We start from the raw sequence: 25,298 nt of genomic DNA, 5'->3' as shown, positions 1-25,298 counted from the left end.
GGTGTCCTGGCACGTGCTCGGGCGCAAAAGCTATTTTCCAAACAATTTCGCGGAGGCTCCATCGTGGCTATTGAATTCACCATGATCCAGTCCATCGGCATCGCTGTTGTGTTGCTTATGCTGGGTCTCTGGCTCAAGCAGCGCATCTACTTCTTTGAACGTTTTGCCATCCCCGCCCCTGTTATCGGCGGGTTCCTTTTTGCCATCATCAACCTGGTCCTGCACCAGACCGGCATTTTGGAGATCACCTTTGATACCACGCTGCAAAGCTTCTTCATGGTTATCTTCTTCACCACGGTGGGTTACGGCGCATCTCTGAAGGTGCTGCGCGCTGCTGGCCCAAAGGTCATGCTCTTCCTGGTTGTGGCCCTGGTTCTGACGATTCTGCAGAACGTCGTGGCAGTGGGACTGGCGCCCCTCGTTGGCGTTGACGCGCAGCTCGCGCTCATGACGGGCTCCGTTTCGATGACCGGTGGCCACGGAGTTTCCGGCGGTATTGCTCCTCTCGTGGAAGAAGGCGGCGTGACCGGTGCTGAGACCGTGGCCTACACTGCAGCGACGTTCGGCCTGGTTATTGGCTCGCTCATGGGCGGACCGTTGGCGAACCGCTTGATCCTGAAGAACAAGTTGATGGACAAGGAATCCGCTGAGGTTGACATTGACGAGTCCATCCTGCAGCACGTATCTCGCAAACTGCGTGGCGACGCCGTGCTGCACGCCTTTGTGATGATCCTCGTGGCGATGCTGCTGGGCAGCTTCCTGACCGACGCAATGAACTACCTCGTGGGTCTGCTCACCGACAAGGCTGCGTTCCCGCTCTACTTCGGCTCCATGATCGTGGCCATCATCCTGCGTTATATCAATGACAGCCGTGAACAGAAGATGTACAAGGAATTGGTTCCGACCCAAGAGGTGGAGATCATCGGTGTCATTGGCCTGAACTTCTTCTTGGCTATGGCTCTCATGAGCATCAAGCTGTGGGAGCTGGCTGAGCTGGCTATCCCGATGCTTATTCTGCTGCTCGCGCAGACCATCCTCATGTGGCTCTTCGCCAACTTTGTCACCTTCCGCGTCATGGGCCGCGATTACGATGCCGCCGTACTCACCGCTGGTCACTGTGGTTTCGGCATGGGTGCAACCCCGAACGGTATGGCCAACATGGACTCGGTGGTCACCAAATTCAAGGAATCCAAACTGGCGTTCTTCATTCTGCCGATTATCGGTGGCATGTTTATTGACTTTGCCAACATCGTGAACATCCTGGTGTTCCTCAACTTGGCATAAGCCAATCCATTAGGCCATCTCCCCGTCAATTTAGCCCAGCGTATTCAAGCTGGCAGGAGGCGTACTCGCCGAAGAATTGTCGGGATTTGGCATAAGCATGTCACATTAGCCACCGCTACCCATGGTCTAGGGGTAAAGTAGTTGCGTATTTGGCTTCAATCATTAGGAAGTGACTCCCAAATGGCAGCAATCGTCATCGTTGGCGCTCAGTGGGGCGACGAAGGTAAAGGTAAGGCCACCGACATCCTCGGTGGCAAGGTTGACTACGTAGTCAAGCCGAATGGCGGCAACAACGCTGGCCATACTGTTGTAGTTGGCGGCGAGAAGTATGAGCTCAAGCTCCTTCCCGCCGGCATTCTCTCTGAGAACGCAATTCCGGTGCTGGGCAATGGCGTGGTTATCAATCTCGAGGCCCTCTTTGATGAGATCGACGGCCTTGAGGCACGCGGCGCGAATGCCTCGCGCCTGCGTATCTCCGCGAACGCTCATCTTGTGGCGCCGTACCACCAGACTTTGGACCGCGTGCAGGAGCGTTTCTTGGGCAAGCGCGCCATTGGCACCACGGGCCGCGGCATCGGTCCGGCTTATTCTGACAAGGTCGCCCGTATTGGCATCCGCGTGCAGGACATCTTCGATGAGTCCATCCTGCGCCAGAAGGTTGAGTCTGCGTTGGACATCAAGAACCAGATGCTGGTGAAGATGTACAACCGCAAGGCAATTGACCCAGAGCAAATCGTGGAGTACTTCCTGAGCTACCGCGACCGTTTGGCTCCCATGGTTATTGATGCTGAACTGGAACTCAACAAGGCTCTTGAGGCTGGTAAGCACGTCCTCATGGAGGGCGGCCAGGCAACGATGCTGGACGTTGACCACGGAACTTACCCGTTCGTGACCTCCTCCAACCCATCTGCCGGCGGTGCTTCGGTGGGCTCGGGTATTGGCCCGACCCGTATTAAAACCTCGTTGGGCATCATCAAGGCCTACACCACCCGCGTGGGTGCCGGCCCGTTCCCGACCGAGCTCTTCGACAAGTGGGGCGAGTACCTACAGACCACCGGCGGCGAAGTCGGCGTAAATACCGGCCGTAAGCGTCGCTGTGGTTGGTACGATTCCGTGGTGGCTCGTTATGCCACCCGCGTTAATGGGTTCACGGACTACTTCCTGACCAAGCTGGACGTGCTCACTGGTATTGGTGAGATTCCGATCTGCGTGGCTTACGACGTCGATGGCAAGCGCTACGACGAGATGCCGCTGACCCAGTCTGAGTTCCACCACGCCACGCCAATCTTTGAGACCATGCCGGCCTGGGATGAGGACATCACGGGCTGCAAGACCTTTGAGGAACTCCCACAAAAGGCTCAGGACTACGTCCTGCGCCTTGAGGAACTCTCTGGTTGCCGCATGTCCTACATTGGCGTTGGCCCCGGCCGCGACCAGACCATCATCCGCCACGACGTAATGAGTGATCACTAATCCGAATATCCAATTCGAGATACTTAGCTTAGTTTGAGGCAGGGTTCCCTAACGGGGTCCTGCCTTTTTGCGTAGTTACCACCGTTTACGAGATACATTCCTATGTCGAAAGTTCCATAAACTATTCCTTAAATAGAAAATCCGAGATTAACCAAGTAGCCGAGCATTTGCATTTTCACCGTGGCAGCAATCACAATGTTGTTTCCTAACACTAAATTAGAAGGATGTTCCAGGTAGGGGCGTGTATAGGAGTGCTTAATGGCCAAATTTAAGGGAGGATTGGGGGTTTATGGCATCCGCATCACTGGCGCACTTAAGCTGGTTTAATTTAAGCTGTCTCACGAGTTCAGAGTGAGGCCTCGCCCAATACTCTTACCTTGCTTGGCGGACCACGCTGGGCTGGCTCCCAGCCGTTTTCCTTAAATGGCTGGCTTCTTCTATGGACCATGCCATCCCTGAAACCCATAGTTAATTTCTCAGGGACTATTAGAAAGGACTTCTTGTATGATCAAGAAGGGCATTCGGTCGGCTGTTAAAGCGCGTCGTCGCGGCACCTCTATTGCCGCTGCTGTACTCTCAGTCGCACTTGTCTCCCCATTCATTCACGCAGTTTCTGCGCCGGTTGCTTACGCGCAGACCACAACTGGCACTACTGCACCGGATACCACCGCTGGCCCAAACGACCTTGATACCGACGGCGACGGTCTGACCGACGACCAGGAAGTCAACGTTACCAAGACTGACCCGACCAACCCGGACACCGATGGCGATGGCCTGACCGACGGCCAGGAAGTCAACGTTCACAAGACTGACCCAATCGAGCCTGACACCGATGGCGACAACATCAAAGATGGTGACGAGGTCAACGGCAACAACGGCAACAAGGATTGGGACGGCGACGGCAAGCCGGATCCGACGAATCCGAACCATGCTGACTCCGATGGTGACGACAACGACGACGATAAGGAGATTCTGCAGGGCACCAATCCTAACGATCCGAACTCCAAGCCTTCCGGCAAGGACTCCGATGGTGATGGCCTGGCCGATGAGGACGAAACCAGTGGCGAAAGGAACACTGGATTCGGTAAAAAGCCGACCGATCCGAACAACCCGGACACCGATGACGACGGCGTCAAAGACGGCCAGGAAATCCTCGACGGCACCGATCCGAACAACTCGGACACCGATTACGATGGCTTGATTGACGGTGACGAGAAGGCTAAGGGCACCGATCCGAAGAAGCCTGATACCGATGGGGACGGCATCAAAGATGGTGACGAGGTCAGCGGCAACAACGGCAACAAGGATTGGGACGGTGACGGCAATCCGGATCCGACGAATCCTACCAAGCGTGACTCCGACAATGATGGCGTTGACGACAAGACTGAGATCGAGAAAGGCACCAATCCTAACGATCCGAACTCCAAGCCTAACGATCCGGACACCACCAAGGCTCCTGATTGGGACGACAAAGCCACCACCACCCCGGGCAAGAAAGTAGAGCTTCCTAACAACGGTGGCGCTGTTCAGGACGGCACCACCGTTGAGGTTAAAGGTCCGGGCAAGGCCGAAATCGGCGAGAGGGGCCAACTCGTTGTTACCCCGAGTGATGACGCTAAGCCGGGCGATACGATCACCGTTACTGTCAAGGCCAAGGACGGCAAGGTCGTCGACACCGTTACCGTGACCGTCGTGAAGGAGAAGGGGGATTCTTCCAACGGCGGTTCTTCCAACGGTGACCTGGGTCGTTTTATCCTAGCTGGCCTGGCTGTAGGCCTGCCGCTGCTGTTCCTGATTCCGGGTGGCTTGGCTTCCCAGATCAAGGTTCCGGGTCTGTCCCCGTTCATCGAGCAGATTTCCAGCCAGCTTGGCAAGGCCAACATCGAACTGCTGAAGCAATTGGGCATCTACAACCCGGCTATTGCTAAGCAGCTTGCTGGCATCAACGCTTAGTTCAGTAAGTACGGCGAGTCAGCTGGTAAGGTTGCTGGCGGTGTCGCTCTGGTTGCCGCTGGTGCACTGGCTATCGGCCTGCTGGCAGATGCTTGCTCCCCGCAGAACTCCTTTTCCTCTAACGGTTCTTCCAACGGTGGATCCAGCAAGTAATCTCTCGCTGAGAAATGTCCCTACGAGCAGCTGAAGCTCCTGCTTAAGGCAGCCGGTTAATCCCGGTTGCCACTAGCTTTACCACCAAGCGAAACGCCTGTCTTCTACATCTTTCCAAGTAGAAGGCGGGCGTTTGGAGATCTCGCGGCCTTCGTTCTTGCCTGCGGCCTGCCGTGGCGTTAAATATCTTGCATCCTGGCTTTTCAGTAATAAGACTGTGAAGAACATGTGCAATAATTCAAGGATGGATATTTCAGGCGACATCGCAGGTTATATAGGTACCCCCCTTACCGGTAACGCCACCAAAGTGCTGTTGCTTGGCGCAGGCGAGCTGGGCAAGCAACTAGTTATTGCCTTCCAGAACTTGGGCCTTGAGGTACACGCCGTCGACCGCTACGCCGGAGCACCTGCACAACAGCTCGCGCACTTTAGCTACATCGCGGACATCACCGATGAAGCCAAGGTGCTCGAAATCGCCGAGCGCATCCGGCCAGACTATATCGTCCCCGAAGTCGAGATTGTGGCCGTCGAGGCGCTGTCGCGGCTTGAGTCGGAAACCCCCGCCGTCGTCGTCCCTAGCGCCCGGGCGTGCGAACTGACCCAGTCCCGCCAGACCATTCGTGAAACGGCCGAAAACATTGGCCTGCCCGTAACCGCATACCGCTTTGCCAGCTCCGCGGAGGAGCTTGCCGAAGCCGTCCATGAGCTGGGCATGCCGTGCATCGTAAAGCCGGATGTGGCAACCTCCGGCAAGGGCCACATGCTGGTCAAGGACGAGGAAGATCTCAAGGACGCATGGAACCTCGTGCGCCGTGTATCTTCCGATGAAAAGCGCGTCATCGCTGAGCGCTTCGTGGACTTCGACTACGAAGTCACTCTTCTTGCAGTGCGCTCCATCGATCCTGTCTCCGGCAAGCTGTGCACGTGGTTTAGCGAGCCCATCGGCCACCGCCACGAGCGCGGTGACCTCATCGAATCCTGGCAGCCGCTGGCCATGAGCGAGATCGCACTTGAGAACGCACGCTCCGTTGCCGCGCGCATCTCCAACGAGCTAGGCGGACGCGGCGTCTACGGCGTCGAGCTCTTCGTCGCCGACGAGGACGTGTACTTCTCTTCCGTCTCCCCGCGCCCTTCCGATACCGCCATGCTCACGGGTTACACGCAGCGCTTCTCTGAGTTCGAGCTGCACGCCCGCGCCATCCTGGGCTACCCAATCGACGTCACCCTAACCTCACCAGGTGCCAGCGTGGTGCTGCATGCCGACGCCGCGACAGACGACGTCGCCTATAGCGGCGTTGCAGAGGCCATGGCCTTCGAAGAGACCGACGTCCGGCTCTTTGGCAAACCCGGTGCCTACGTTGGTCGCCGCATGGGCATGGTGGCTACCACCGCAGAAGACGTCGAGGCTGCGCGCGATCGTGCCGCGCTTGCCGCCGCCAAGATCAGCATCAGCCAGACCCCGAACGCGCCGGTTGTCGCCAACGCACAGGCCGTGGACCCAGTGGCTAACGATGCCGTCGACATCGATTTCGTCGAGGTCGCTGAGCCCGTCGTCGAGGTCGACCCAGCTCTCAACCGCTCCGCAGACGATTAGCCCTCGCGGCGCAGGATCATCGGCTGGTGGGGGATACCCTCGTCGTCGAAAAGCTCGCCGCACACCTCAAAGCCGTAAGCACTGTAGTAATCCACCAGCGGTGCCTGTGCCTCCAAGTAGACCGGCTGGCCGCTCATGGCCACCGCGGCATACTGCAACGCTGCTTCCATGACCTGCTTGCCCAGTCCCGTGCCGCGAGCCTGTTTATCCAGAGCAAAGCGGCCAAATTGGGCCACCTCCTCGCCATCTAGCGTGGAGGGGAAGACGCGCGCTGTGCCAACGATACCGCGGGTGTCGTCGTCGAAAGCCAAGATATGCATCGTGGAATCGAGCGCATCGGTGTCATCGATTTCGGCATACGGGCACTGCTGCTCATGCACGAAGACGTCCACACGCAGTTTGTAGAGCGCGTGGACGTCAAGCGGATTCATGTGGGTAATGGGCGCAGCGGAGAGCGTATAAGTCATGCCCGCGATCTTAGCGGTGGTAGTTCGACTTGGTATCTACTCGGTGCTTACTTGGTCGCTTGGCTTAGGCGCGCAATGTGCAGGGTTAGATACGTGATTTCATCCGCGGTGAGACTCTCATTCATGCGCAGCTCGATGACTCCGGCGACTGTACGGGCGCACTGTGCGGCATCCGGGTATTGGTCGTTGATGACGTTGGATACAGGAGACCCCGGCGAATCCAGCTGCGAGTGCTCAGCCATGCGCACGAACAAGTAACGCAAGTGCGTGATAAAGCGGGCAACAGAAAGATCTTCGCTTTCAAGTTCCACGCCGTTGTGGCTGCCGATGATGTCCAGCAGTTGCTGGATAAGTCCTGTCATGCGGTAGGTGCCGGATAGGTCGCCCACCGTGAAACCGGCATTGACCAGGTGCAAGGTCAGCGCCACTGCCTCAGACTCAGGCAGTGGGGAATGCAGCCCTGTATTGATCTCCTGGAGCAGAGTGCTGGCCAGCACGAAATCCTCAGCGTAGAGATGGCGGACCTCAGCCTCGAGCGGATACTCGATGCTTATTCCGCGGTTGACTGCCGAATGCACGTGGTCTGCTAGAGCCACCACCAGGGTGAGTTTGCTGCGCAGCGTATCCGGCACGTGAGCGCGGTCCATGGCTTCCAGCACTAGCTGGATGAACTCACCCGGGACCGCGGCGAGCATGGCAGCAGAGTGATCGGGGTCCCGGCCTGAGGCCGGTACGAATACCTTGACCACTTTGGCTGGATCGACGGCGTCGCCAGCCTTTGCCTGAAAGCCGATTCCGCGGCCGGTCACGATGACGTCTTCTGTGTCCTCGCCTGCGGGAGTGCCAGCGTTGCTGCCGGTACGGCGCGCCAAGACGACGTTGTTGTTAAAGACGCGCAGGATCTGCATTGCTGAATCAATTCCTTCTTCAGGCGGTGGGCATGGATAAGGCCCGATAGTAGTTAAGACTATCGGGCCTATAGGGCACGCGCGCCGAGGCGCGGAGCCCTAATTCAGGGTTGTTACTAGCGGGTAGCGGTGATGATGGTATCGCCAGCCGTAGCCTTCTTAATTCCAGCCGGAGTTACCTCGGCCAGTGCCTTGGTGTTGGTCACGGCCACCACGATGGTGGTGTCGAAACCGGCGGCGCGGACTGCGTCGAAGTCCACGGTGGCTAGCAGATCGCCAGCCTTGACGGTATCACCCTTCTTGACGGCTGGGGCGAATCCCTCGCCCTTCATCTTCACGGTGTTGATGCCGATGTGGACGAGGACCTCGACGCCGGACTCGGTCTTGATGCCATAAGCATGGCCGGTCTTCATCGCGCTGACGATTACGCCGGATACCGGGGCGTAGACCTCGTCGGAAGCGGGGATGACACCCACGCCGTCGCCCAGCGTTCCTGCGGAGAACACGGGGTCATTGATTTCGGCCATCGGAACAACTTCGCCCTCAGCGGGGGAAGTGATGACGGTCTCGGTTTCAGCGGGGGCCTCGGCAGCGGTGTCGGGGGCGGCGGCCTCGGCTGGGGCGTCGTCAAGCGCAGCAGCGCTTGCACCAGCGGCAGCGGCCTTCTGGGCGGCGCGCTCCTCTGGGGTGCGGTAGTCGGAGATGAAGACCGCGATGAAAGCAACCACGAATGCCACGGCGATGGCGATGACGTACTTGAGCATCGGGTTGAAGACGGAGATGGTCAGCAGCGAGGTAAAGACGAAGGCGTCGGTGGTGATGCCGTTGGAGCCCAGCGTCAGCAGTGCAACGGTGAGGCCGCCAGCGAAGCAGCCCACCAGCATGCGCGGGTAAATCCTCTTGTAGCGCAAGTGAATACCGTACAGGGAAGGCTCGGAGACGCCACCCAGCAGACCGGCGGCGAGAGCGGAACCAGAGGTCTGGCGCATCACGGTGTCCTTGTCGCGGATGGACAAAGCAAGCACAGCGGCGGTTGCGCCGAAGCAGGCGAAGTTCCATGCACCCATTGGGCCCTGGATGAAGTCGTAGCCCAAGGTCTGGATGTTAACCAGCATCAGGGCGTTCAGTGGCCAGTGCAGACCCAGCGGAACCAGGAATGGGTAGAGCATCGGGATAGCGAGAGCGAAGACGAATGGCACGTTGTCGTTCATCCAGGACAGGCCAGCGCCAATGCCGTTACCAGCCCACACACCGAACGGGCCGATGAGGAAGGCGGTCAGTGGGATAACGATGAGCATGGTGAAGAAAGGAACGAAGACCATGTGGATGGAGGTAGGAATGATCTTCTGGAAGAAGCGGTAGACCAACGCTGCTACATAAGCCATCATCAAAGGCACGAAGACGTTGCCGCCGTAATCAGGCAGCTGCATGGTCATGCCAAAGATTGGGATGGTGCACTGTTCGGTGCCCAGGGTGTCATTGACAACGCATTGAACGGCCGGGTTCTCAGTGAGGTTGAGGAACTCCGGGGTGAGCAGCGCTGCCATGATGGCGGCCGGGACCCAAGGGTCGATGCGCAGCTTCTTGCCAGCGTTGTAAGCCACCATCAAAGGCAGGAAGTAGAAGACGGAACGCCACATGGCGTCGACGAAGAACCACGAGGCCGGCTTGTCAGGCGCGCGGAAGTCGACGATTCCGAATGCGTCGAGGATCGACGCGAACGCGATGATGAGCGAGGCGCCCAGCAGGACGCCCAGAATTGGACGGAAGGAATCGGACAGGTACTCAAAGAACTCGTCCATGAAAGGGACCTTGCCCTTGGCCTTGGCGCGAGCGGCAGCCTTGATGTCCGCATCGCTTGCGCCGCCGTCCTTCATGGCGGGCAAGGCGTTGATCTCGTCGTAGACGGTGGCAACGTCGCCACCGATAACGACCTGGTAGTTCGAGCCGCCCTGGGGGACTGCGCCCAGCACCTTAGGGATGGCCTCGAGGGCCTCCTTGTTGACCTTCGAGGAGTCATTGAGCTGGAAGCGCAAGCGAGTGGCACAGTGAGTAAACGATGCAATGTTGTCTGCGCCGCCAATGCCATCGAGGATGGCCTCAGCTGCGGAGCGCGTTTGCGTCGACATGTGAGTTCCTTTCGAAATCCTGGGGCGGGTTTTGTAGCTCCTGAGGCAGCGAATGTGCCATAAAACCAGAAAAGACCCAGGGCGCTGGGGCGATGCCGCGTATGCTTACGCGACGCTCGTAGCGTCCTAGGTCTTGCCCGAAGTAACAATCCTTAGCTTGGAGCTTACTCTGGGGGGGCTCACTGTTCCAAGTGTATGTGTCTGAACGCACAATTTTTGGGTGGCGGTGGGTGGGATTGACTCATGCAGTGTGTTTTACGTTTCACAATCGCTATTAGAAACGGCTTTATTCGGACAACTCCAGTAAAGTGAAGGCGTCACTGTGTGCCGCATTTAGTGACTTGCGGCACACTACTCGTCTACTCTTTGAAAGAGAAAGGCTACTGAGAATGTCTGCACAGAACTCCGCACTCGTGAGTGTCATCGGCCGTGGCTTCGACGGTCTTGATGTCCCCTCGCTGGCACAAGATCTAGGCGCAACCTTCGCGCAGCTCAACGATCTGGGCACCACCCTGGATCAAATTCTGGTCACTGTTCCTGAAGGTGACGTGGTGCTCCAAGGCACGGGTGTAATGGACTTTGATGCCAAGGCCGCAGCGGCGCTCGGTATCCCGTTCGTTCTGATTACCAACGCTCCAGCACGTACTTCCGACCTTGCCCTTGCCCATGCACGCTCCGTGGGTGCTGAGGTTTTGGGCGCGTTTACCGACGTCGCTTCTGTCCCAGGTGCGCTCTCATTAGTCGGGGAGATTGCCCCGGTTATGAGCGCCGAACTTTTCCAGAAGCAGCTGCTTGACCAGGCTCGCGCAGTCGGTGCACACATCGTGCTCCCAGAGGGCGACGATGACCGCATCATTGAAGCGGCCGGCGCACTCATCGAGGGCAAGGTCGCTAAGCTGACCATCCTCGGTGATGAGGCGGACGTCGCCAAGCGGGCGGAGCGCCTCGGCGTGGATCTCGCCGGCGTGGACGTCATTGACCACCTGACCTCCCCGCTGGCGGAGGAATTCGCCGCTGACTTCGCGGAGCTGCGTAAGAAGAAGGGCGTCACCCTGGAGCAGGCGCGCGAGACTATGCAGGACGTTTCCTACTTCGCCACGATGATGGTGCACAAGGGCCTGGCAGATGGCATGGTTTCCGGCGCTGCGCACACCACGGCGCACACCATCAAGCCTTCCTTCCAGATCATCAAGACCGTGCCGGGCGCTTCCGTGGTTTCCTCCATCTTCCTGATGGTCATGCGCGGACGCCTGTGGGCATTCGGTGACTGTGCGGTCAATCCGAACCCAACTGCAGAGCAGCTGGGTGAAATCGCCGTGGTTTCCGCAAAGACCGCAGCGCAGTTCGGCATCGACCCACGCGTGGCCATGTTGTCTTACTCCACCGGTACTTCGGGCTCCGGCCCGGACGTTGACCGCGCGGTGGCTGCTGTTGAGGCCGCTCGTGCGCTGGATTCCTCCGTCAAGGTGGATGGTCCGCTGCAGTTCGATGCCGCGTGCGACCCAGGCGTGGCTGCCAAGAAGGCGCCGGAGTCTCAAGTTGCTGGTCAGGCAAACGTCTTCATCTTCCCGGATCTCGAGGCGGGCAACATCGGTTACAAGACCGCCCAGCGTACCGGCGGCGCGCTGGCTGTCGGCCCGATTCTGCAGGGCCTGAACAAGCCGGTCAACGACCTTTCCCGCGGCGCTACCGTTCCGGACATCATCAACACTGTCGCCATCACGGCAATCCAGGCTGGAGTTAAGTAAATGGCATACGTACTCGTTCTCAACTCAGGTTCCTCATCGGTTAAGTTCCAGCTGGTTGACCCAGAGGGCACGGCTACCGACGCCCCGCTGGTCTCCGGCTTGGTCGAGCAGGTCGGCGAGCCGATGGGTGCCGTCACCGTCAAGACTGGTGGCGAGGAATACAAGGAAGAGCTGGAGATTCCTACCCACTCCTTCGGCCTGGAGCGGGCATTCGACATTATGCACCAGCACAACGTGGGCCCAATGGACGTGGAGGTCGTTGCCGTGGGACACCGCGTTGTCCACGGCGGACGCCTCTTCTCCGACCCGCAGCTGATCACGGACCAGATTGAGTCCATGATTGAGGACCTCATCCCGCTGGCTCCGCTGCACAACCCAGCCAACCTGGACGGCATTCGCGTGGCGCGCAAGATGCTGCCGAACATCCCGCACGTGGCGGTCTTCGATACGGCCTTCTTCAACCATATGCCGCCGGCTGCTGCGCTTTACGCCATCAACAACGAGGTGGCTTCCAAGTACGACATCCGTCGCTACGGCTTCCACGGCACCTCCCACGAGTTTGTGTCGCAGCAGGTCCCGCGCTTGCTGGATAAGGACCCGAAGCGCGTCAACCAGATCACCCTCCACCTAGGCAATGGTGCGTCTGCGGCGGCTATTCGCCACGGCCGTCCAATTGATACCTCGATGGGTCTGACCCCGTTGGCTGGTTTGGCGATGGGCACCCGTTCCGGCGATATCGACCCGGGCATCATCTTCCATCTGTCCCGCCAGGCGGGCATGTCTATCGATGAGATTGACAACCTGCTCAACAAGCAGTCTGGTGTGAAGGGCATTTCCGGCGTCAACGACTTCCGTGTGCTGCGTGAGCGCATCGAAGCCGAGGACCAGGACGCATGGCTGGCATACAACATCTATATCCACCAGCTGCGCCGCTTCATCGGCTCGTACATGATTGCGCTGGGCCGCGTGGACGCCATCACCTTCACTGCAGGCGTGGGCGAGAACGACACTGAGGTTCGTCAGGATTCGCTGTTCAACCTGGGTATGTACGGCATTCACTTCGACAAGCAGGCTAACCTAGTCCGCTCGAAGGAGCCGCGCATGATTTCTGAGGCGGACTCTCCGGTCAAGGTCTTCGTGGTTCCGACCAACGAGGAGCTGGCTATCGCACAGAAGTCCGCTGAAATCGCCGATATGGCGCGTGAGGCGGGGCTGTACTAAGCCCAAAAACTCCCGCTTTACCAGTCTGTGGATAGCTCATCGCGATGAGTTATCCACAGATTTGCCCTGTTGCGCCAATTCCCTCTTGCGCCAATACTGGCCCGGCTAGTGGACTATCTCTATGGAACAATTCGGGGGAGTAGTAGAAGGGCAGTCGCTGCCTTGGCATGAAAAGCAGCTGGCGCGGTGTTTGCGGGCGGGCCATAGTGCTAGGCGGGCGGTACTCGTGGGAGTTTCGGCGGCGCGGGTGCATGGGCTGTGGGTCCTCCCGCCGCGGTGCGGCGAGGAACCGGTGACGCTCGCTCTGCGCTCTGGCGTTATGCCACCGCGGAGAGACTGGGGCCACGGCCGAAGTTACAAGAAGATGCGTCTGCCAGATTCTATGGTCGAGAAGGTGCAGGGCGTTCGCGTCACGTCTGCTTTGCGCGCCGCGTTGGACCTCGCGCGCTTTGAAGGCTGGATTCGCGGCTTCGTGGCACTTGAATCATGGTTTCGGATGCATCCTGAACTCGATGTCGAGGCTGCCAAGGCTATGGCTATGGATTGCCTCGCAACTATGGGGCGGGTCAAAGATATCGCTGAAGCGCGACGAGCTATATCGCTTCTTTCTGGTCAATGCGAGTCGCCCTACGAGGCATTATGCATCGCGTTATTGGCACACGCAAAGATGGGTCATTCCATCCAACAGCAAGTCTGGGTGATTCCCAGTGTTCGCGTTGATGTTCTGATTGATGGTTGGCTGGTATTGGAAATTGATGGAGCCGTGAAGTATGACGGCGCAACCTATGACTCGGATACCCGGCGGGTAATCGTGGAAGAGCGTCGCCGCGAGGTGAGATTGCAGAATGCCGGTTACACGGTATTCCGTGTGACTTCGAGTGAGCTGTTTCATCAGCCGCAGAAGTTCCTCGCAGAGCTGCGGGCAACTTGGGTGTCTGGCCGTGAGCGGGTACTGCAGCAAGTGGTGCGCCAGGCGTAGGCGCTTCCTCTCACCATTTGTAGGTAGCTGGTCTAGATGGTGAGGTCGAGCTGTAACTACTGTGACTGGCGTTGTCTGCTGGGGCTGGAGATTGCTCACCTCACCGTGTGGTCCTCACCATTTGGGCTGAGGCACGACGCGAATAGCCAAATGGTGAGGTCGCGATGTGGCTAGTGGGGCCAGCGTTAGTTGTTGGGGCTGGTGCTGGCTGTTGAGGTGACGTTTGTAGCGGTTGACCTCACCATTTGGAAAGGCATCCATGGCGGAAGGCAGGGCCGCCTGGCGGGCCGCGGCGAGAGGCCGGGCGAATGGCGCGCGGCCTAGAACATCGTCACCGGGCGCACCTGGTTCGCCAGGTCCACCAGCGCATAGCGGTGCCGCGCGAAGGGGGCTTGCCGGGCCAGGGCACGCAGAGTATCGGCCAAGCCGTAGCGCAGGCCGCGCTGGGTGAAGGCGAACTCGAAGAGGTCGTTGGGGGAGGCCGCTGCATCGAGGTTGGAATCGCGCAGGAAGTTGAGGCCGGCCGAGATAACTGCAGCTTTGACCTGCAAGAAGCGGGGTTCGTTCTGCGGGATCTCCTCCAGGCGGTGGGCCGCGCGGCGGATGCGGGACTCCGTGAGATCATGGAGCACCAGCTGCAGAATTGTGGTCAGTCGCGCCATGCGATGGTGGCGCGATGCGTTGGGCACGCGGTCCAAAGTGGCCACGGCCAGTTCAATCTGCTGCTCAGCGCGCAGCTGGCGCGCCAGCCCAAACGCGGAGGACACCGTAGTCGGATTGGTGGCCCACACGATGCCGTACAAGCGCATCGAGTTGAAACGCAGTTGTGCCGGGTCATCCGTCACGTGGTCCCAGATTCCAGGCTGGTCAGCGAAAGCTTCCGCGGGGAGGTCAGCCAGCGACGTCGTGAGGTTGGCACACGCGCGAGCCACGGCGGCGTCGATAAGCGATGCTTCCTCATAACCGAGCTCCTGCAGAATCAGTTCATTGATGGCGGCGATTGCCAGCTTCGGCGCGGGCTCGCCAGGCAGCAGGTTGAGCACGTTGGAGAAGTGCACCTGGGCGGCGCGGAAGTCGTCGAGAAGCAGCACCGCGACGCCCGAATACCACTGGAAGCGCCAGTCCTCACCGAGCTTGTCCGCAATGGAGGCCAGCCACTCGCGGGCCTGGCCGGTATAACCCAGGTCGATCATCGAACGCACCACGCCGAGCGGAATCTCCGCGGACTTCTCGTATTCTGGGGCCTGCATTGCCTGGCGCAGCGTCTCCAACGCTTCCTGCGGCTCGGTGTAGGAAGCACCTTGGAGGAGTGCGGCGCCGACGTCGGAGCGGTCAACCAGCGGGGTAGGCAAGGCGGAGACCACCTCGGGCGCGGTGATGCGCACCGTGCGCTCAATGCCGTCGATGAGCTGGTCAGTGCGGAAAACCAAGTGTTTGGTGCCAAAAGTCGTACGTTGCGGCGAAAACAGCGAGTGCTGAGTGGGATGCTGGATTCCGTCGCGCAGGGCGATGACCTCGCGGAGCACACCGTAAAGCTGGTCGCGCAGCTGCGCAACGCTCTGGAAGCGCTTGGCCGGGTCAGGGTCGGTGGCGCGCTGCAGCAGGCGATAGAAGGAAAGATAGCGGCGCAGCAAAGGCTCATCGGTAGGGGAGGGAAGCCCCGGCAAGTAGACGCCGTCTTCCTGCGGAAGCGTAATGGTCAGGCAGGCCAGCGTGCGGCCGATGGTGTAAATATCCGAGGCCACCGACGGGCCAGACTTGACGATCTCGGGGGCTTGGAACCCCTTAGTTCCGTAGATATGCCCGAAAGCTCCAATACCCGAGACCGCGCCCAGGTCAATGAGCTTGACTTGGTCCTCGGTGACGATGATGTTGGAAGGCTTCAAGTCGTTGTAGACCACGCCGCGGGCGTGCAGGTAGTCCAACGCCGGCAGCAGCTCCAGAATGTAGGCGATGGCCGTGTCTACTGGGAAAAGTCGGTCCTTCTGGTCGTTGCGGCGTTGCTGGAGAGAAGGGCCGCCGACGTACTCCATGACGATAAAGCCACCGTCGACGCGCTCGTCATCGACGAAGTTGAAAATCTTCACGATTCCCGGGTGTGTGATGTCCGCTAGGAACTCGCGCTCGACTTCGGCGGTGGCGGTTTCGTCGGCCGACTTCTCCGACTGCATGCCTTTTAGGACGACGATGCGCCCAGAGACGAAGTGGTCGTTGGCCAGGTAAATCCAGCCCAGACCGCCGTGTGCGATAACGCCCAAAATCTCGTATTGCCCGGCTACGGTATCGCCCGGGGAAAGCTGCGGTGGAGCGACGTTTTCTTTGGTTGGGTCGATGAGCGCGGCAGTGGGGTTGCCCGGCACGATGAAGGGCAGGGTGGCCATTCCGTCGGCCACCTCGCGGTCGGTGCGCTTGGCGGCGCGGCGCTGGCGGAACGTATCCAAGGCTTGGCGCCGCGAGCGTTGCGAAGCATCTTCATGTTGCTCCTGCTTGCGACGATCGCGTAGTTGTCCCAGCTCCGCGATGAGAGCCGCAATGTTGTCGGGGTCGGTGTAGGTTCCTGCAACATCGGCGCCCTCGTCAGATTCGTCGTCCTCGTCAGCGAAAGGATCGAAGGCAACTGCCGAGGTTCCTACCTCGTCTTCGTCCGCAAAGGGGTCGTATGGCACCGCTTGCGTGGCAGGCTCTGCGTTATCGGCATTTAAAGCCGTGCCGGGGTTTGCCGCGTCAGTGTCAACCGCCGCACCTGTCGCGGGATCTTCTAGCGCCTCCGGCTCGAGGTGATCGAGCTCGTCCTCGCTGAAGCTATGGCCATGCGTAGGACTCATCGCTGCGCCTCCTTTGTAGCGTCGGCGTCGTTGGAGCTTTCTTCCTCCGGCAAGTAATTCGGTACGGGCAGCGTTGGCTTTTCTAGATAGTCACCCAGCCACGTGGCAAAGAGTCTATCCCAGGTGCCGTCCTGGCGGATGCGCTCCAGCGTGGAGTTAACTTGACGCAGCAACGGCTTGGAATCGTAGAAGCTATCGGGCTTGCGCACTGCCACGCCGTAATCCTCGCTAGTGAGTGGCGCCCCCACGATGGAGGTATAGGAGTCCTGCGCCAGCATTCCAGACAATAGGGCGTCATCAGCCACCACGCCGTCGATCTGGTTGAGTTGTAGGGCCATCAAGCAATCGCCCCACGAGCGGGTCTGCAGGATGTTCGACGTGCTTGCCTCGCGACGCACCGTGTCCACGATGGTGGAGCCCTGCACTGCGCACAGCGTCTTGCCTGCAGTGTCGTCGATGGAGCGAATGCCCGAACTGCTGAGCACCAAAAGCTTGGTCTTGGTGGTCATATACGGCGCGGAGAAGGCCACCTCGCGCTGGCGCTCGGCGCTAATGGACATCGTGCGAATTACAATATCCACGCTGCGCTCGTTCAGCGCTGAGGTGCGCTCCGAGGACTCCACGAAACGGAAATCCACCTTATTTGGATCGTCAAAGATGTCGCGGGCGATTTCCCGCGCGATGTCCACCTCAAAGCCGCGGACCTCGCCGGAAGCTGTGTCGCGGTAGCTCATCAGATTGTTGGAGCGGTCTACGCCCACGATGATGCGTCCGCGCTTGTAAATATCAGGAATGCGCTCACGCGGAGTCTTGTCATCCGGCCGGTAGGTGCCAGTCACCGGCACCTTCGTGCGTGGGTGCGGCTCTATGCTGCCAGCGCTTTCCCAGATCGAGTTGTTGGGCAAAGGCGGCCCTGCCTCTGAGTTCAAGGAGGCCTGTGGGATCGCCTTCTCATCCTGTTGTGGGGCCAAGCGTTGGGGCACGCTACACGACGTCGCCCCCACCAACGCCACCGTGCACGCCGCGGTAGTAGCCAGTAGTAGTCGCCGAAACTTCGAAGTCATTAGAGGTACTCCTGGAGTCGAGGGCGGATACCCAGCCACACTGCGATGATGGCGCCGCTGGTCAGCAAGAACACCATAGTGGAAACCATGGTCATAGCGTTGAGCCCCTGCTCCAAATAGGACCGCATGGACACGCGGGCCTCACTGATCAGACCCGCCAAAGAATTATCCACGTCGTCGAAAGCGCTAGCGGCCGTTGGCGATCCATTGGGCGTGCTCACAGTGGCTTCGTAGATCGCCTTGTCATAGTCGCCGTCGGCAAGCGCATTCATGAACTCCTCGTGCGAGTCCTCCCACTCCTGCGCGGCCTGCTTGGCGGCGGGCAGAAGCGCAGGATCGTTGATGGGGATATCGTCGTCGGCAAGCGCGGCTTCGTAGTCCTCGAGGGCGTTAGAAATGGAATACAACGTCGAACTAAAACGCACCGACATGTCAGACTCCGAGGAACGCAGGACCAGCGCCAGCGTCTCAGAAGTGCGAGTCTGCTGCGCTTCAATTCGGGAAGCAGTGAGCGAATCCCACGGGCGCGAGACTGTCTCAAAGCCGTGGTAGCCAGAACTCCACGTGGCAAAGTTGGCGGCCGAAGCCCACGTGAGCGCCAAAAAGAGCAGCACGCTGGCGGTGAGGAAGCCGCGGTTGAAGCGGCGGCGCGTTAGCCGCCACAACCACCATTGCGCGATGAGGAGGAAGAAGAGTGCTGCCACCAGGCCAGAAAGCGGCACCCATTGAGGGCTGGTCAGGCGCTGCTGCTGTTCCTTGACCTTGGCGGAGGTAAGCGAAAACAGTTCGGAGGCCGCCGGCAGGATTTTGTCGCGCATCAGGGAAGACGCATTGGACATATAGGAGTTCGCCACCGCGTTGCCAGCCCTGTGGTTGGTGCGGGCCTTCTCCACGAGCGCGGTATATACGGGCAGCTCGCGCTGGATGTAGGTCACCAGCTCGCGGATGCGGGCGTCATCGCTATTGGTACCGAGGACGGACTGCGTGGCGGCCACGGAGGCCGCGTCGATGGCTTCGTTATAGCGCTCGCGGTTAGCCTCTGACTCCACGCCAGCTTGCACGAAGCCCGTGGTGGCCACGGTGTCAGCCAGCGAGAGGTTGGTATAGAGATGGTGCGCCGCATTCGACATTGGCTCTGTGGAGTTGAGCAGATCGTCCAAGGCCGCGTGGCGATTGGCGGAAGTATTCGACATCGACAAGCCTGCGGCGGCCAACGCCACGGTGAGGATCAGCGTCACGGTAAAGAGCTTGCCTGGCGTGGTGACGGCGAAGTGATACAGGCGGCGTGCCAAGCGCGCCGGGCCGACAAATGAGCTCATGGCCAGTTGGGTGGCGTTGCTGAAAGCAGGAGCGGCTGGCTCGGTTACTTCATCCAGCCAGTGGTCAGCAGGATGATCGTGATGATCCCTCGCCGCATCATCCGGATGCGTGGCGGTACGCTCACCCGGACGTGCGGCGCCCTCCAACCCTGTGCCAGTCATTCCCTTAGAATAGCGCAGAATAAAGACGCTTTGGTGATGCACGCCACCACATTTGGAGGCGGTGCAGGGCGCTGCCCCGTAGGATGGGCGGCATGACGGCGAGAGAAGAAACACACATCAGCGGGGATGGCTGGGCCGCAGGCCCAGGAGGCAGCAAGCTGTGGGGTAAGTTCGGTGCGGCCGGGCTGTTTCTTCTAGCCGGCGATAAACTCCTTCTTCAACACCGCGCCGAGTGGACCAACCACGGCGGAACTTGGGGAATCCCAGGCGGAGCGCGCGATTTACACGAGACCCCCGAGGAAGCCGCCTTGCGTGAGACCTGCGAGGAATGCGCCATCGCGCCTGCCGACGTCGAGGTGCTTTGCTCCTGCGTGACCTCTGGGCCCTTCCCTCCCGCGGGTGGGCTGCCGGGCAACTGGACCTACACCACGGTCATTGCACGGACCCGCAGCGGCCAGCCGCTTGCCGTGGAAGCAAACGAGGAATCCAATGAGCTGCGCTGGGTGCCGCTAGGAGAGGTGGAAAAATTACCTCTGTTGGGGGCATTTCGGCAGGCTTTTCCGGCTCTGCTAAAACAAATCGAGGGGCTACGCAGGTAACTGCCAGAAAACTATGGCACCCTTGACAGCATGATTGAAGTTGAGGGACTGACAAAACAATATAAGTCTGTCCGTGCAGTAGATGACCTCACCTTTAAGGTGGAGCCAGGCATTGTGACCGGCTTTCTAGGTCCGAACGGTGCGGGTAAGTCGACGACCATGCGCATGATTCTAGGCCTGGATAGCCCCACGGCGGGCCAGGCCCGTATTAACGGTAAGACCTACCGCGAGCTGAAGAACCCGCTGCGGGAGGTCGGTGCGCTGCTCGACGCCAAGGCAGTGCACCCCAACCGCACCGCCGCCAACCACCTGAAGTGGATGGCACAGTCCAATGGAATCCCTACCAAGCGCGTGGAGGAGGTCCTGGGGCTGGTCGGGCTTTCCGACGTCGCCGGTAAAAAGGCCGGCGGCTTCTCTCTCGGTATGGGCCAGCGCCTCGGCTTGGCAGGTGCCCTGTTGGGTGACCCGGGAATCCTCATCCTCGACGAGCCGGTTAACGGCCTCGACCCAGAAGGCATTCGCTGGGTGCGCTCCTTGGTGCGCGCACTCGCAGCTGAGGGCCGTACCGTGCTGATTTCCTCCCATCTTCTTTCCGAGATGTCTCTGACGGCTGACCACCTCGTGGTCATTGGCCGCGGCCGCTTGGTGGCAAACCAGTCCACGTATGACTTCGTGAAGGAGCACTCACAGTCTTCCGTCATCGTGCGTTCCGACCACCTCGAGGAATTCGGCGGCGCTCTGCGCGAGGCAAACGTTTCCTTCCGCACCAGCACCGACGAAGAAGGCCGCAATACGTTCATCATCGAGGACCAAAGCACTGACTTCATCGGCCAGTTGGCGTACTCCACGGGCGTCCCGCTTAATGAGCTCAGCCTGAAACGTGCTTCCCTGGAGGATGCATTTATGCAGATGACCGGCGAAGACGTGCAGTACCATGCCAGCACCCCAGGTGCTTCGGCAACCAACCAAAACATCGCACAGGAGGAGCAGAACTAATGTTTGTTAACACCCTGCGCGCCGAGTGGACCAAGCTTTGCACTACGAAGTCCTTCTACTGGACCACCGGCCTCATTTTCGTCCTGTCGGTCGGTTGGGCGCTGCTTAACTCCCTCAATGCGCCCGAAGTAGATCCGGCCTTCCCCGTCAGCCCGCTCACGGCGCAGGGAATGAACTCCATCCTCTTGGCGCTGGTTATCCCGATCATCATGATCCAAGCCATCATGGTGGTTACTACTGAGTATCGCTTCGGCCTGCAATCCACCGTGTACATGTCAAACCCTAACCGCAGCATCGTGGCTTTAGTGAAGGTGCTCTTGTACGGGGTTATTGCGGCCGTAATCATGTTCTTGGCTCTGGTGCTGATCTACTTCCTCTCGGAGATGCTAGCGCCTGACTCCGTGAAGGAACTTTACGAGCCTTTCAAGGAGGATGCTGGTAAGCGTTCCCTGTGGATGTTCCCGCTGCTCAGCTTCTTGGTTACCATCTTTGTCCAAGGCCTAGGCTGGCTGCTGCGTCAGACTGCCGGCACTGTTGCGTTATCCCTCATCCTGTACCTGGGTATTGAGAACGTTGTTCGCGTCTTGCCCAAGATCGGCGACGACATCATCCACTTCATGCCTTTCTCGGCCTTCAACAGCTGGGCATCCGACTCAGTTGCTGAAAATGCGCCGTGGGATTCCTCCACGGGCAGCGCGATCGTCTTCATTGCGTGGGCTGCGATCCTGTGGATACTGGGTGTCTTCGTGCTTGAGAAACGCGACGCATGATCCCACTGCCTCTCTTGGCTACCTTGGCGCTGTTGTCTGCAACAGCGCCTTTTGCTACTGATATGTACTTGCCGGTCATGCCGGCAATTGTTTCTGACCTGGAAACTACGCGCGCGGCGGTGCAGTTAACCCTCACTGGCTTCTTCATCGGAATGGGCGTGGGGCAGCTGGTGATCGGCCCGCTTTCCGACGCCGTCGGCCGCAAGCGCCTCCTCATCCTCGGCGCGGGCGTGGCTTTGGCGGCGTCGGCAGTGGCGGCACTCGCCCCGAGCATCGCCGTCTTGATTGCCGCGCGTGCCTTCCAAGGCTTGGGCGGCGGTGCCTGCGTGGTGCTCTCGCGTGCCGTGGTGCCGGACCTGCTGACTGGCGCGGCGGCTGCGAAGGCCTATTCGCTGCTCATGGCGCTGCAGGGTATCGCGCCTGCGTTGGCGCCGGTCATGGGCGGCTTCCTGGCCGAACCGATTGGCTGGCGCGGCATCTTCTGGGTGCTTACAGGCCTGCATGCACTGCAGTTCGTGCTGGCGATTCTGGTCGTCCCGGAGACCGCCGGCGGCCGCCCGCATGACCATTTGCTTCGCACGGTCATCGGCAATTACCTGACCGTGATGCGCAATGGGCGTTTCTGGGGATTCTTGGTCACGGTGGCCTTTGGATTCTGTGCGATGTTCTCGTACATATCGGCCTCCTCGTTCGTCTTGCAGCAGCAGTGGGGCTTTAGTGCGACGAGCTACTCGCTCATCTTCGCGATGAACTCCATGGGCATGTTTGCCCTGACCATCGTGAATGCGAAGGCACTTAATAAACGTGCTCCGAAGACGATGCTCAGCATCGGCGTCGGGGCAGCTTTGTTCTGCAACTTCTTGCTTTTCCTAGCTATTTTCCTCGGTGCGCCGGTGTGGCTTATGGTGTTGATTCTCTTCTGCTGCATCGCGCCGACAGGCTTCATCATGGGCAACGCTACGGCGCTGGCTACGGGGCTCATGCGCGAAAAGGCCGGTTCGGTTTCCGCGATTATCGGCTTTGTGCAGTCGATTTTGGCGGGCGTGGTCAGCCCGTTGATGGGTCTGGGCAATGATCCGGCCCTCACGATGGGCATCGGCATGGTGGTCTGCTCGGCCATTGCTGTGTGCGGTGCTTTCGCGGCCCTGCGCAAGCACGCTTAGCGGCTCGCCTGCTGCCACTTTTGCAAGCACCCAGCCCCGGATACCCAGACCTGCAGGTGGCGATCGTGGTGCCGTCGAGTTGACGGATCCGCGACCTCAGGGTCTGGGTAGCTAGGGCTGGGTATTTGCGGGAACGAGAGGGAGCGGGAGGGAGGGAGCGAGAGCGGGGAGGGAAGCGAGCCTCGTCGCGCGGCTACTGCAGCGCCGAAGTCAAGCGCATCACGTTATCAACATAGCGGCGGATAAAGCCGCGCTCGTTCCATTCCTCCAAAGTCAGCTCGTGGCTCACAGCGCGATAGTTCGACGCCAACTGGTTGAAATCCTCGAGCAAGTTGCCCTTGGCCACGAGCATGGTGGACTCGTAATTCAGGCCGAAGGAGCGCATGTCCATGTTTGAGGAGCCGAACATGCATAGCGGGTCGCGGCCAGGCTGGTCAGGGTCCGCAATGATGAACTTCGAGTGCAGCACGAAAGGCTCTGGGAACTGGAAGATGCGCACGCCCGCCTCCAAAAGTGTCTGGTAATAGGAGGACTGCGCGTGGTTGACCATAAACTGGTCCGCTTTCGCCGAGACATAAAGCTCCACGTCAACGTCGCGATAGCACGCGGTGGTGACCGCCTCGAGCAAGGACTCGTCCGGTACGAAGTAAGGCGAGACCATCACCAAACGGTCTTTAGCGTGGTGCACCAAAGAGTTGAACATTCGCAGGTTCGGCTCCGTGGTGTAACCAGGACCAGACGGGATGACCTGGAGGAAGTTGGAGTCGTCGGTGAGTGCGTCGTCGTAAGGCAACGGCTCCAGCGAGAGCGCCTCTTCCGATTCCAAGTACCAGTCCACCGCAAAGACCGCGGACAATGAAGTCACCACCGGCCCCGTGAGTTCCACCATGTAGTCCACCCAATAGCGATTCTTGGATTTATAGCTGCGCTTGATCATGTTCATCGATCCGATGAAGCCAGTGTGGCCATCAACCACCACGAGCTTGCGGTGATTGCGCAGGTCGGGGCGGCGGAAGCGGAACTTGTGCAGCTGCAGCGGCAGCATCAAGTGCCACTCGACGCCGATTTCCGTCAGCTTCTTGCCAAAGCCCCAGTAGCCCTTGTACTTGAAGCTGCCAATCTGGTCTAGGAGCAGCTTGACCTCCACGCCGCGGGCGCGGGCGCGCTTGAGCGCCTGGTAGAACACGTCGGTGACCTCGTCCCAAGACTGGATGTAAATCTCGATGTAGACGTACTTTTCCGCCTTATCCACCGCCCTAGAAATAGCCGCGATGGCTTCTGCATAATCGCTGTAAATGCCCTTGTTGTGTCCAATGAGCGCCGGGAAACCCGTCAGGTTGCGGTTGAGAGTAATCAGAGACTCGACCTCTGGGGAGAGCCGGCCGCGCGGATGGTTAGGAGTATTCGCGGTGACATCTTCCAGCAGGTCATTGGCTTCTTGCTGGATGCGGTGCCGGCGCCTGTTGATATAAGGCGAGCCCATGAGCAGGAACAGCGGAAGGCCTACGAGCGGCAGCAACAAAATAGCCAGCAGCCACGCCGTGGAGCTGGAAGGGCGGCGGCCTTCAGGGACGAAACCGATGGCGACGATCTTGATGCCGTAATCGAGGATCAGGAAAAACAGCTGCCAGAATGACAGATCGATGTTTAGCGCCAAGTTCATGCCTGAGGAGTGCTCCTAACGCACGGAGTCGAAGTCGGGGAGGTCGTAGTCGGCCAAGAGCAAGCAGTGGTCTGAGGTCTTATCCCCGGCTCGCTCAACCATGTCTACCTGTGCGGACTGCACCGTGGCCGCCAAGGACCGCGACGCCAGTTGGAAGTCGATGCGCATGCCCTCGTTCTTTTGGAAGCGCAGCGACTTGTAGTCGAAGTAGGTCCAGCGCTGCTCCTCAGTAAAGCGTCGTGTCACTTCCTCCAGGCCGGCCTCCTCGAGCATCTGGAATGCCGCGCGCTCCGGCTCGGTGACGTGAGTCTTACCGCGGAAGGCCTCGATGTCCCACACGTCTTCGTCGCGTGGGGCGATGTTGAAGTCGCCCGTAAGCAGCAGCTTCGACTGTGCGCGGGACTCCGCGTAGCGAGCCAGCGCGTAGAGGAATTGCAGCTTGTAGGCGTAGTGGCGGTCGGTGATTTCGCGGCCATTGGGCACATACAGTGACCAGATTTCCACCCCGCGAATGCGCGCACCCACCGCACGCGCCTCGAGATTCTGTGGCTTTTCTGGGTCTTTGGCAAAGCCCGGCTGGCCGGGAAAGGAGGTAAAGACCTCCTCCGGCTCCGACTTGGACACGATGGCCACGCCGTTCCACTGGTTCAGGCCATGGTGAGTTACGTGATAGCCCGCGGCCTCGAAGTCCATGACGGGGAACTTATCGTCGGCAACCTTGGTCTCCTGCAGGCACAACACGTCGATGTCGTGTTTGACCAGCAGGTCCACCGCGCGCTGGACGCGGGTGCGGACCGAGTTGATGTTCCAAGTGGCTATGCGCATGGA

The 25,298-nt window shown here is 59.6% G+C and carries 19 protein-coding genes; 11 read left to right on the top strand and 8 right to left on the bottom strand.

All coding sequences use genetic code 11. The annotated features are described in order from the left end of the window. The first annotated feature begins 63 nt into the window (after positions 1-63). From gltS to purT, 4 genes are all read left to right on the top strand, one after another. The gene (gltS, locus tag HMPREF3153_RS08165; RefSeq protein ID WP_246817177.1) at positions 64-1,284 is read left to right on the top strand and encodes a sodium/glutamate symporter; all 1,221 of its coding nucleotides are present in this window, start codon (positions 64-66) and stop codon (positions 1,282-1,284) included. Positions 1,285-1,464: 180 nt separating this feature from the next. Beyond that, on the top strand, positions 1,465-2,757 hold the full coding sequence (locus HMPREF3153_RS08160) for an adenylosuccinate synthase (RefSeq protein ID WP_070420541.1): 1,293 nt from the start codon (positions 1,465-1,467) through the stop codon (positions 2,755-2,757). A gap of 504 nt (positions 2,758-3,261) precedes the next feature. Next, entirely contained in the window at positions 3,262-4,710 is a 1,449-nt protein-coding gene (locus HMPREF3153_RS08155) for a hypothetical protein (RefSeq protein WP_070420540.1), read from the top strand. A gap of 397 nt (positions 4,711-5,107) precedes the next feature. Then, the gene (purT, locus tag HMPREF3153_RS08150; protein ID WP_070420539.1) at positions 5,108-6,457 is read left to right on the top strand and encodes a formate-dependent phosphoribosylglycinamide formyltransferase; all 1,350 of its coding nucleotides are present in this window, start codon (positions 5,108-5,110) and stop codon (positions 6,455-6,457) included. On the opposite strand, the gene HMPREF3153_RS08145 is transcribed toward purT, so the two are convergent. From HMPREF3153_RS08145 to HMPREF3153_RS08135, 3 genes are all read right to left on the bottom strand, one after another. After that, complete coding sequence (locus tag HMPREF3153_RS08145; protein WP_070420538.1) at positions 6,454-6,924, bottom strand: GNAT family N-acetyltransferase; 471 nt, start codon at positions 6,922-6,924, stop codon at positions 6,454-6,456. The two genes, purT and HMPREF3153_RS08145, sit on opposite strands and share 4 nt — an antisense overlap. Before the next feature lie 47 nt (positions 6,925-6,971). Then, entirely contained in the window at positions 6,972-7,832 is an 861-nt protein-coding gene (locus HMPREF3153_RS08140) for a PRD domain-containing protein (RefSeq protein WP_070420537.1), read from the bottom strand. Between the two features lie 116 nt (positions 7,833-7,948). After that, the gene (locus HMPREF3153_RS08135; RefSeq protein ID WP_070420536.1) at positions 7,949-9,961 is read right to left on the bottom strand and encodes a glucose PTS transporter subunit IIA; all 2,013 of its coding nucleotides are present in this window, start codon (positions 9,959-9,961) and stop codon (positions 7,949-7,951) included. Positions 9,962-10,350: 389 nt separating this feature from the next. On the opposite strand from HMPREF3153_RS08135, the gene pta reads away from it, so the two are divergent. The 3 genes from pta to HMPREF3153_RS08120 all read left to right on the top strand — a co-directional run bounded on the left by pta (position 10,351) and on the right by HMPREF3153_RS08120 (position 13,909). Then, the gene (gene pta, locus HMPREF3153_RS08130; RefSeq protein ID WP_070420535.1) at positions 10,351-11,709 is read left to right on the top strand and encodes a phosphate acetyltransferase; all 1,359 of its coding nucleotides are present in this window, start codon (positions 10,351-10,353) and stop codon (positions 11,707-11,709) included. Continuing rightward, positions 11,710-12,930, top strand: a complete 1,221-nt coding sequence (locus tag HMPREF3153_RS08125; protein ID WP_005529787.1) for an acetate kinase — start codon at positions 11,710-11,712, stop codon at positions 12,928-12,930. A gap of 364 nt (positions 12,931-13,294) precedes the next feature. Further along, positions 13,295-13,909, top strand: a complete 615-nt coding sequence (locus tag HMPREF3153_RS08120; RefSeq protein WP_141740928.1) for a hypothetical protein — start codon at positions 13,295-13,297, stop codon at positions 13,907-13,909. A 320-nt stretch (positions 13,910-14,229) separates the two neighbouring features. Here HMPREF3153_RS08120 and HMPREF3153_RS08115 read toward each other — a convergent pair whose 3' ends face one another. The 3 genes from HMPREF3153_RS08115 to HMPREF3153_RS08105 are packed head-to-tail and all read right to left on the bottom strand — an operon-like array spanning position 14,230 to position 19,279. Further along, the gene (locus HMPREF3153_RS08115; RefSeq protein WP_070420533.1) at positions 14,230-16,734 is read right to left on the bottom strand and encodes a serine/threonine protein kinase; all 2,505 of its coding nucleotides are present in this window, start codon (positions 16,732-16,734) and stop codon (positions 14,230-14,232) included. After that, complete coding sequence (locus HMPREF3153_RS08110; protein ID WP_070420532.1) at positions 16,731-17,798, bottom strand: glutamate ABC transporter substrate-binding protein; 1,068 nt, start codon at positions 17,796-17,798, stop codon at positions 16,731-16,733. Before HMPREF3153_RS08110 ends, HMPREF3153_RS08115 begins: the two co-directional genes overlap by 4 nt. Continuing rightward, complete coding sequence (locus HMPREF3153_RS08105; RefSeq protein ID WP_223197894.1) at positions 17,798-19,279, bottom strand: hypothetical protein; 1,482 nt, start codon at positions 19,277-19,279, stop codon at positions 17,798-17,800. Before HMPREF3153_RS08105 ends, HMPREF3153_RS08110 begins: the two co-directional genes overlap by 1 nt. A gap of 83 nt (positions 19,280-19,362) precedes the next feature. Between HMPREF3153_RS08105 and HMPREF3153_RS08100 the strand changes: the two genes are divergently transcribed. From HMPREF3153_RS08100 to HMPREF3153_RS08085, 4 genes are read left to right on the top strand one after another with little or no spacing between them, the layout of a single operon-like run. Next, positions 19,363-19,878 carry an NUDIX domain-containing protein gene (locus HMPREF3153_RS08100; protein ID WP_083280977.1) on the top strand — a complete coding sequence of 172 codons (516 nt, stop codon included), beginning with the start codon at positions 19,363-19,365 and terminating at the stop codon, positions 19,876-19,878. 30 nt (positions 19,879-19,908) lie between these two features. Then, on the top strand, positions 19,909-20,874 hold the full coding sequence (locus HMPREF3153_RS08095; protein WP_046646093.1) for an ABC transporter ATP-binding protein: 966 nt from the start codon (positions 19,909-19,911) through the stop codon (positions 20,872-20,874). Beyond that, the gene (locus HMPREF3153_RS08090) at positions 20,874-21,644 is read left to right on the top strand and encodes an ABC transporter permease (protein ID WP_070420530.1); all 771 of its coding nucleotides are present in this window, start codon (positions 20,874-20,876) and stop codon (positions 21,642-21,644) included. The genes HMPREF3153_RS08095 and HMPREF3153_RS08090 overlap by 1 nt, the downstream gene beginning before the upstream one ends. After that, on the top strand, positions 21,641-22,807 hold the full coding sequence (locus tag HMPREF3153_RS08085; protein ID WP_070420529.1) for a multidrug effflux MFS transporter: 1,167 nt from the start codon (positions 21,641-21,643) through the stop codon (positions 22,805-22,807). The genes HMPREF3153_RS08090 and HMPREF3153_RS08085 overlap by 4 nt, the downstream gene beginning before the upstream one ends. Positions 22,808-23,000: 193 nt before the next feature. Here the strand turns inward: HMPREF3153_RS08085 and cls are convergent, their stop codons facing one another. After that, positions 23,001-24,470 carry a cardiolipin synthase gene (cls, locus tag HMPREF3153_RS08080; RefSeq protein WP_371440904.1) on the bottom strand — a complete coding sequence of 490 codons (1,470 nt, stop codon included), beginning with the start codon at positions 24,468-24,470 and terminating at the stop codon, positions 23,001-23,003. Positions 24,471-24,485: 15 nt separating this feature from the next. Beyond that, positions 24,486-25,295 (bottom strand): exodeoxyribonuclease III, encoded by an 810-nt coding sequence (locus tag HMPREF3153_RS08075; RefSeq protein ID WP_070420528.1) that lies wholly within the window; start codon positions 25,293-25,295, stop codon positions 24,486-24,488. Positions 25,296-25,298 lie beyond the last annotated feature (3 nt).

It is taken from the genome of Corynebacterium sp. HMSC06C06 (assembly GCF_001807295.1).
GTDB classification, from domain to species: domain Bacteria; phylum Actinomycetota; class Actinomycetes; order Mycobacteriales; family Mycobacteriaceae; genus Corynebacterium; species Corynebacterium striatum.
The sequence above is the reverse complement of the archived record's forward strand: the minus strand, read 5'-3'. Positions and strand labels throughout refer to the sequence as shown.

Coding starts and splice junctions, on each gene's coding strand:
- HMPREF3153_RS08140 (WP_070420537.1), bottom strand. CDS start 7,832: ATGCAGATCCTGCGCGTCTTTAACAACAACGTCGTCTTGGCGCGCCGT.
- HMPREF3153_RS08125 (WP_005529787.1), top strand. CDS start 11,710: ATGGCATACGTACTCGTTCTCAACTCAGGTTCCTCATCGGTTAAGTTC.
- HMPREF3153_RS08115 (WP_070420533.1), bottom strand. CDS start 16,734: ATGAGTCCTACGCATGGCCATAGCTTCAGCGAGGACGAGCTCGATCAC.
- cls (WP_371440904.1), bottom strand. CDS start 24,470: ATGAACTTGGCGCTAAACATCGATCTGTCATTCTGGCAGCTGTTTTTC.
- HMPREF3153_RS08075 (WP_070420528.1), bottom strand. CDS start 25,295: ATGCGCATAGCCACTTGGAACATCAACTCGGTCCGCACCCGCGTCCAG.
- pta (WP_070420535.1), top strand. CDS start 10,351: ATGTCTGCACAGAACTCCGCACTCGTGAGTGTCATCGGCCGTGGCTTC.
- HMPREF3153_RS08105 (WP_223197894.1), bottom strand. CDS start 19,279: ATGACTGGCACAGGGTTGGAGGGCGCCGCACGTCCGGGTGAGCGTACC.
- purT (WP_070420539.1), top strand. CDS start 5,108: ATGGATATTTCAGGCGACATCGCAGGTTATATAGGTACCCCCCTTACC.
- HMPREF3153_RS08155 (WP_070420540.1), top strand. CDS start 3,262: ATGATCAAGAAGGGCATTCGGTCGGCTGTTAAAGCGCGTCGTCGCGGC.
- HMPREF3153_RS08145 (WP_070420538.1), bottom strand. CDS start 6,924: ATGACTTATACGCTCTCCGCTGCGCCCATTACCCACATGAATCCGCTT.
- HMPREF3153_RS08100 (WP_083280977.1), top strand. CDS start 19,363: ATGGGCGGCATGACGGCGAGAGAAGAAACACACATCAGCGGGGATGGC.
- HMPREF3153_RS08160 (WP_070420541.1), top strand. CDS start 1,465: ATGGCAGCAATCGTCATCGTTGGCGCTCAGTGGGGCGACGAAGGTAAA.
- HMPREF3153_RS08090 (WP_070420530.1), top strand. CDS start 20,874: ATGTTTGTTAACACCCTGCGCGCCGAGTGGACCAAGCTTTGCACTACG.
- HMPREF3153_RS08120 (WP_141740928.1), top strand. CDS start 13,295: ATGCGTCTGCCAGATTCTATGGTCGAGAAGGTGCAGGGCGTTCGCGTC.
- HMPREF3153_RS08110 (WP_070420532.1), bottom strand. CDS start 17,798: ATGACTTCGAAGTTTCGGCGACTACTACTGGCTACTACCGCGGCGTGC.
- HMPREF3153_RS08135 (WP_070420536.1), bottom strand. CDS start 9,961: ATGTCGACGCAAACGCGCTCCGCAGCTGAGGCCATCCTCGATGGCATT.
- HMPREF3153_RS08085 (WP_070420529.1), top strand. CDS start 21,641: ATGATCCCACTGCCTCTCTTGGCTACCTTGGCGCTGTTGTCTGCAACA.
- HMPREF3153_RS08095 (WP_046646093.1), top strand. CDS start 19,909: ATGATTGAAGTTGAGGGACTGACAAAACAATATAAGTCTGTCCGTGCA.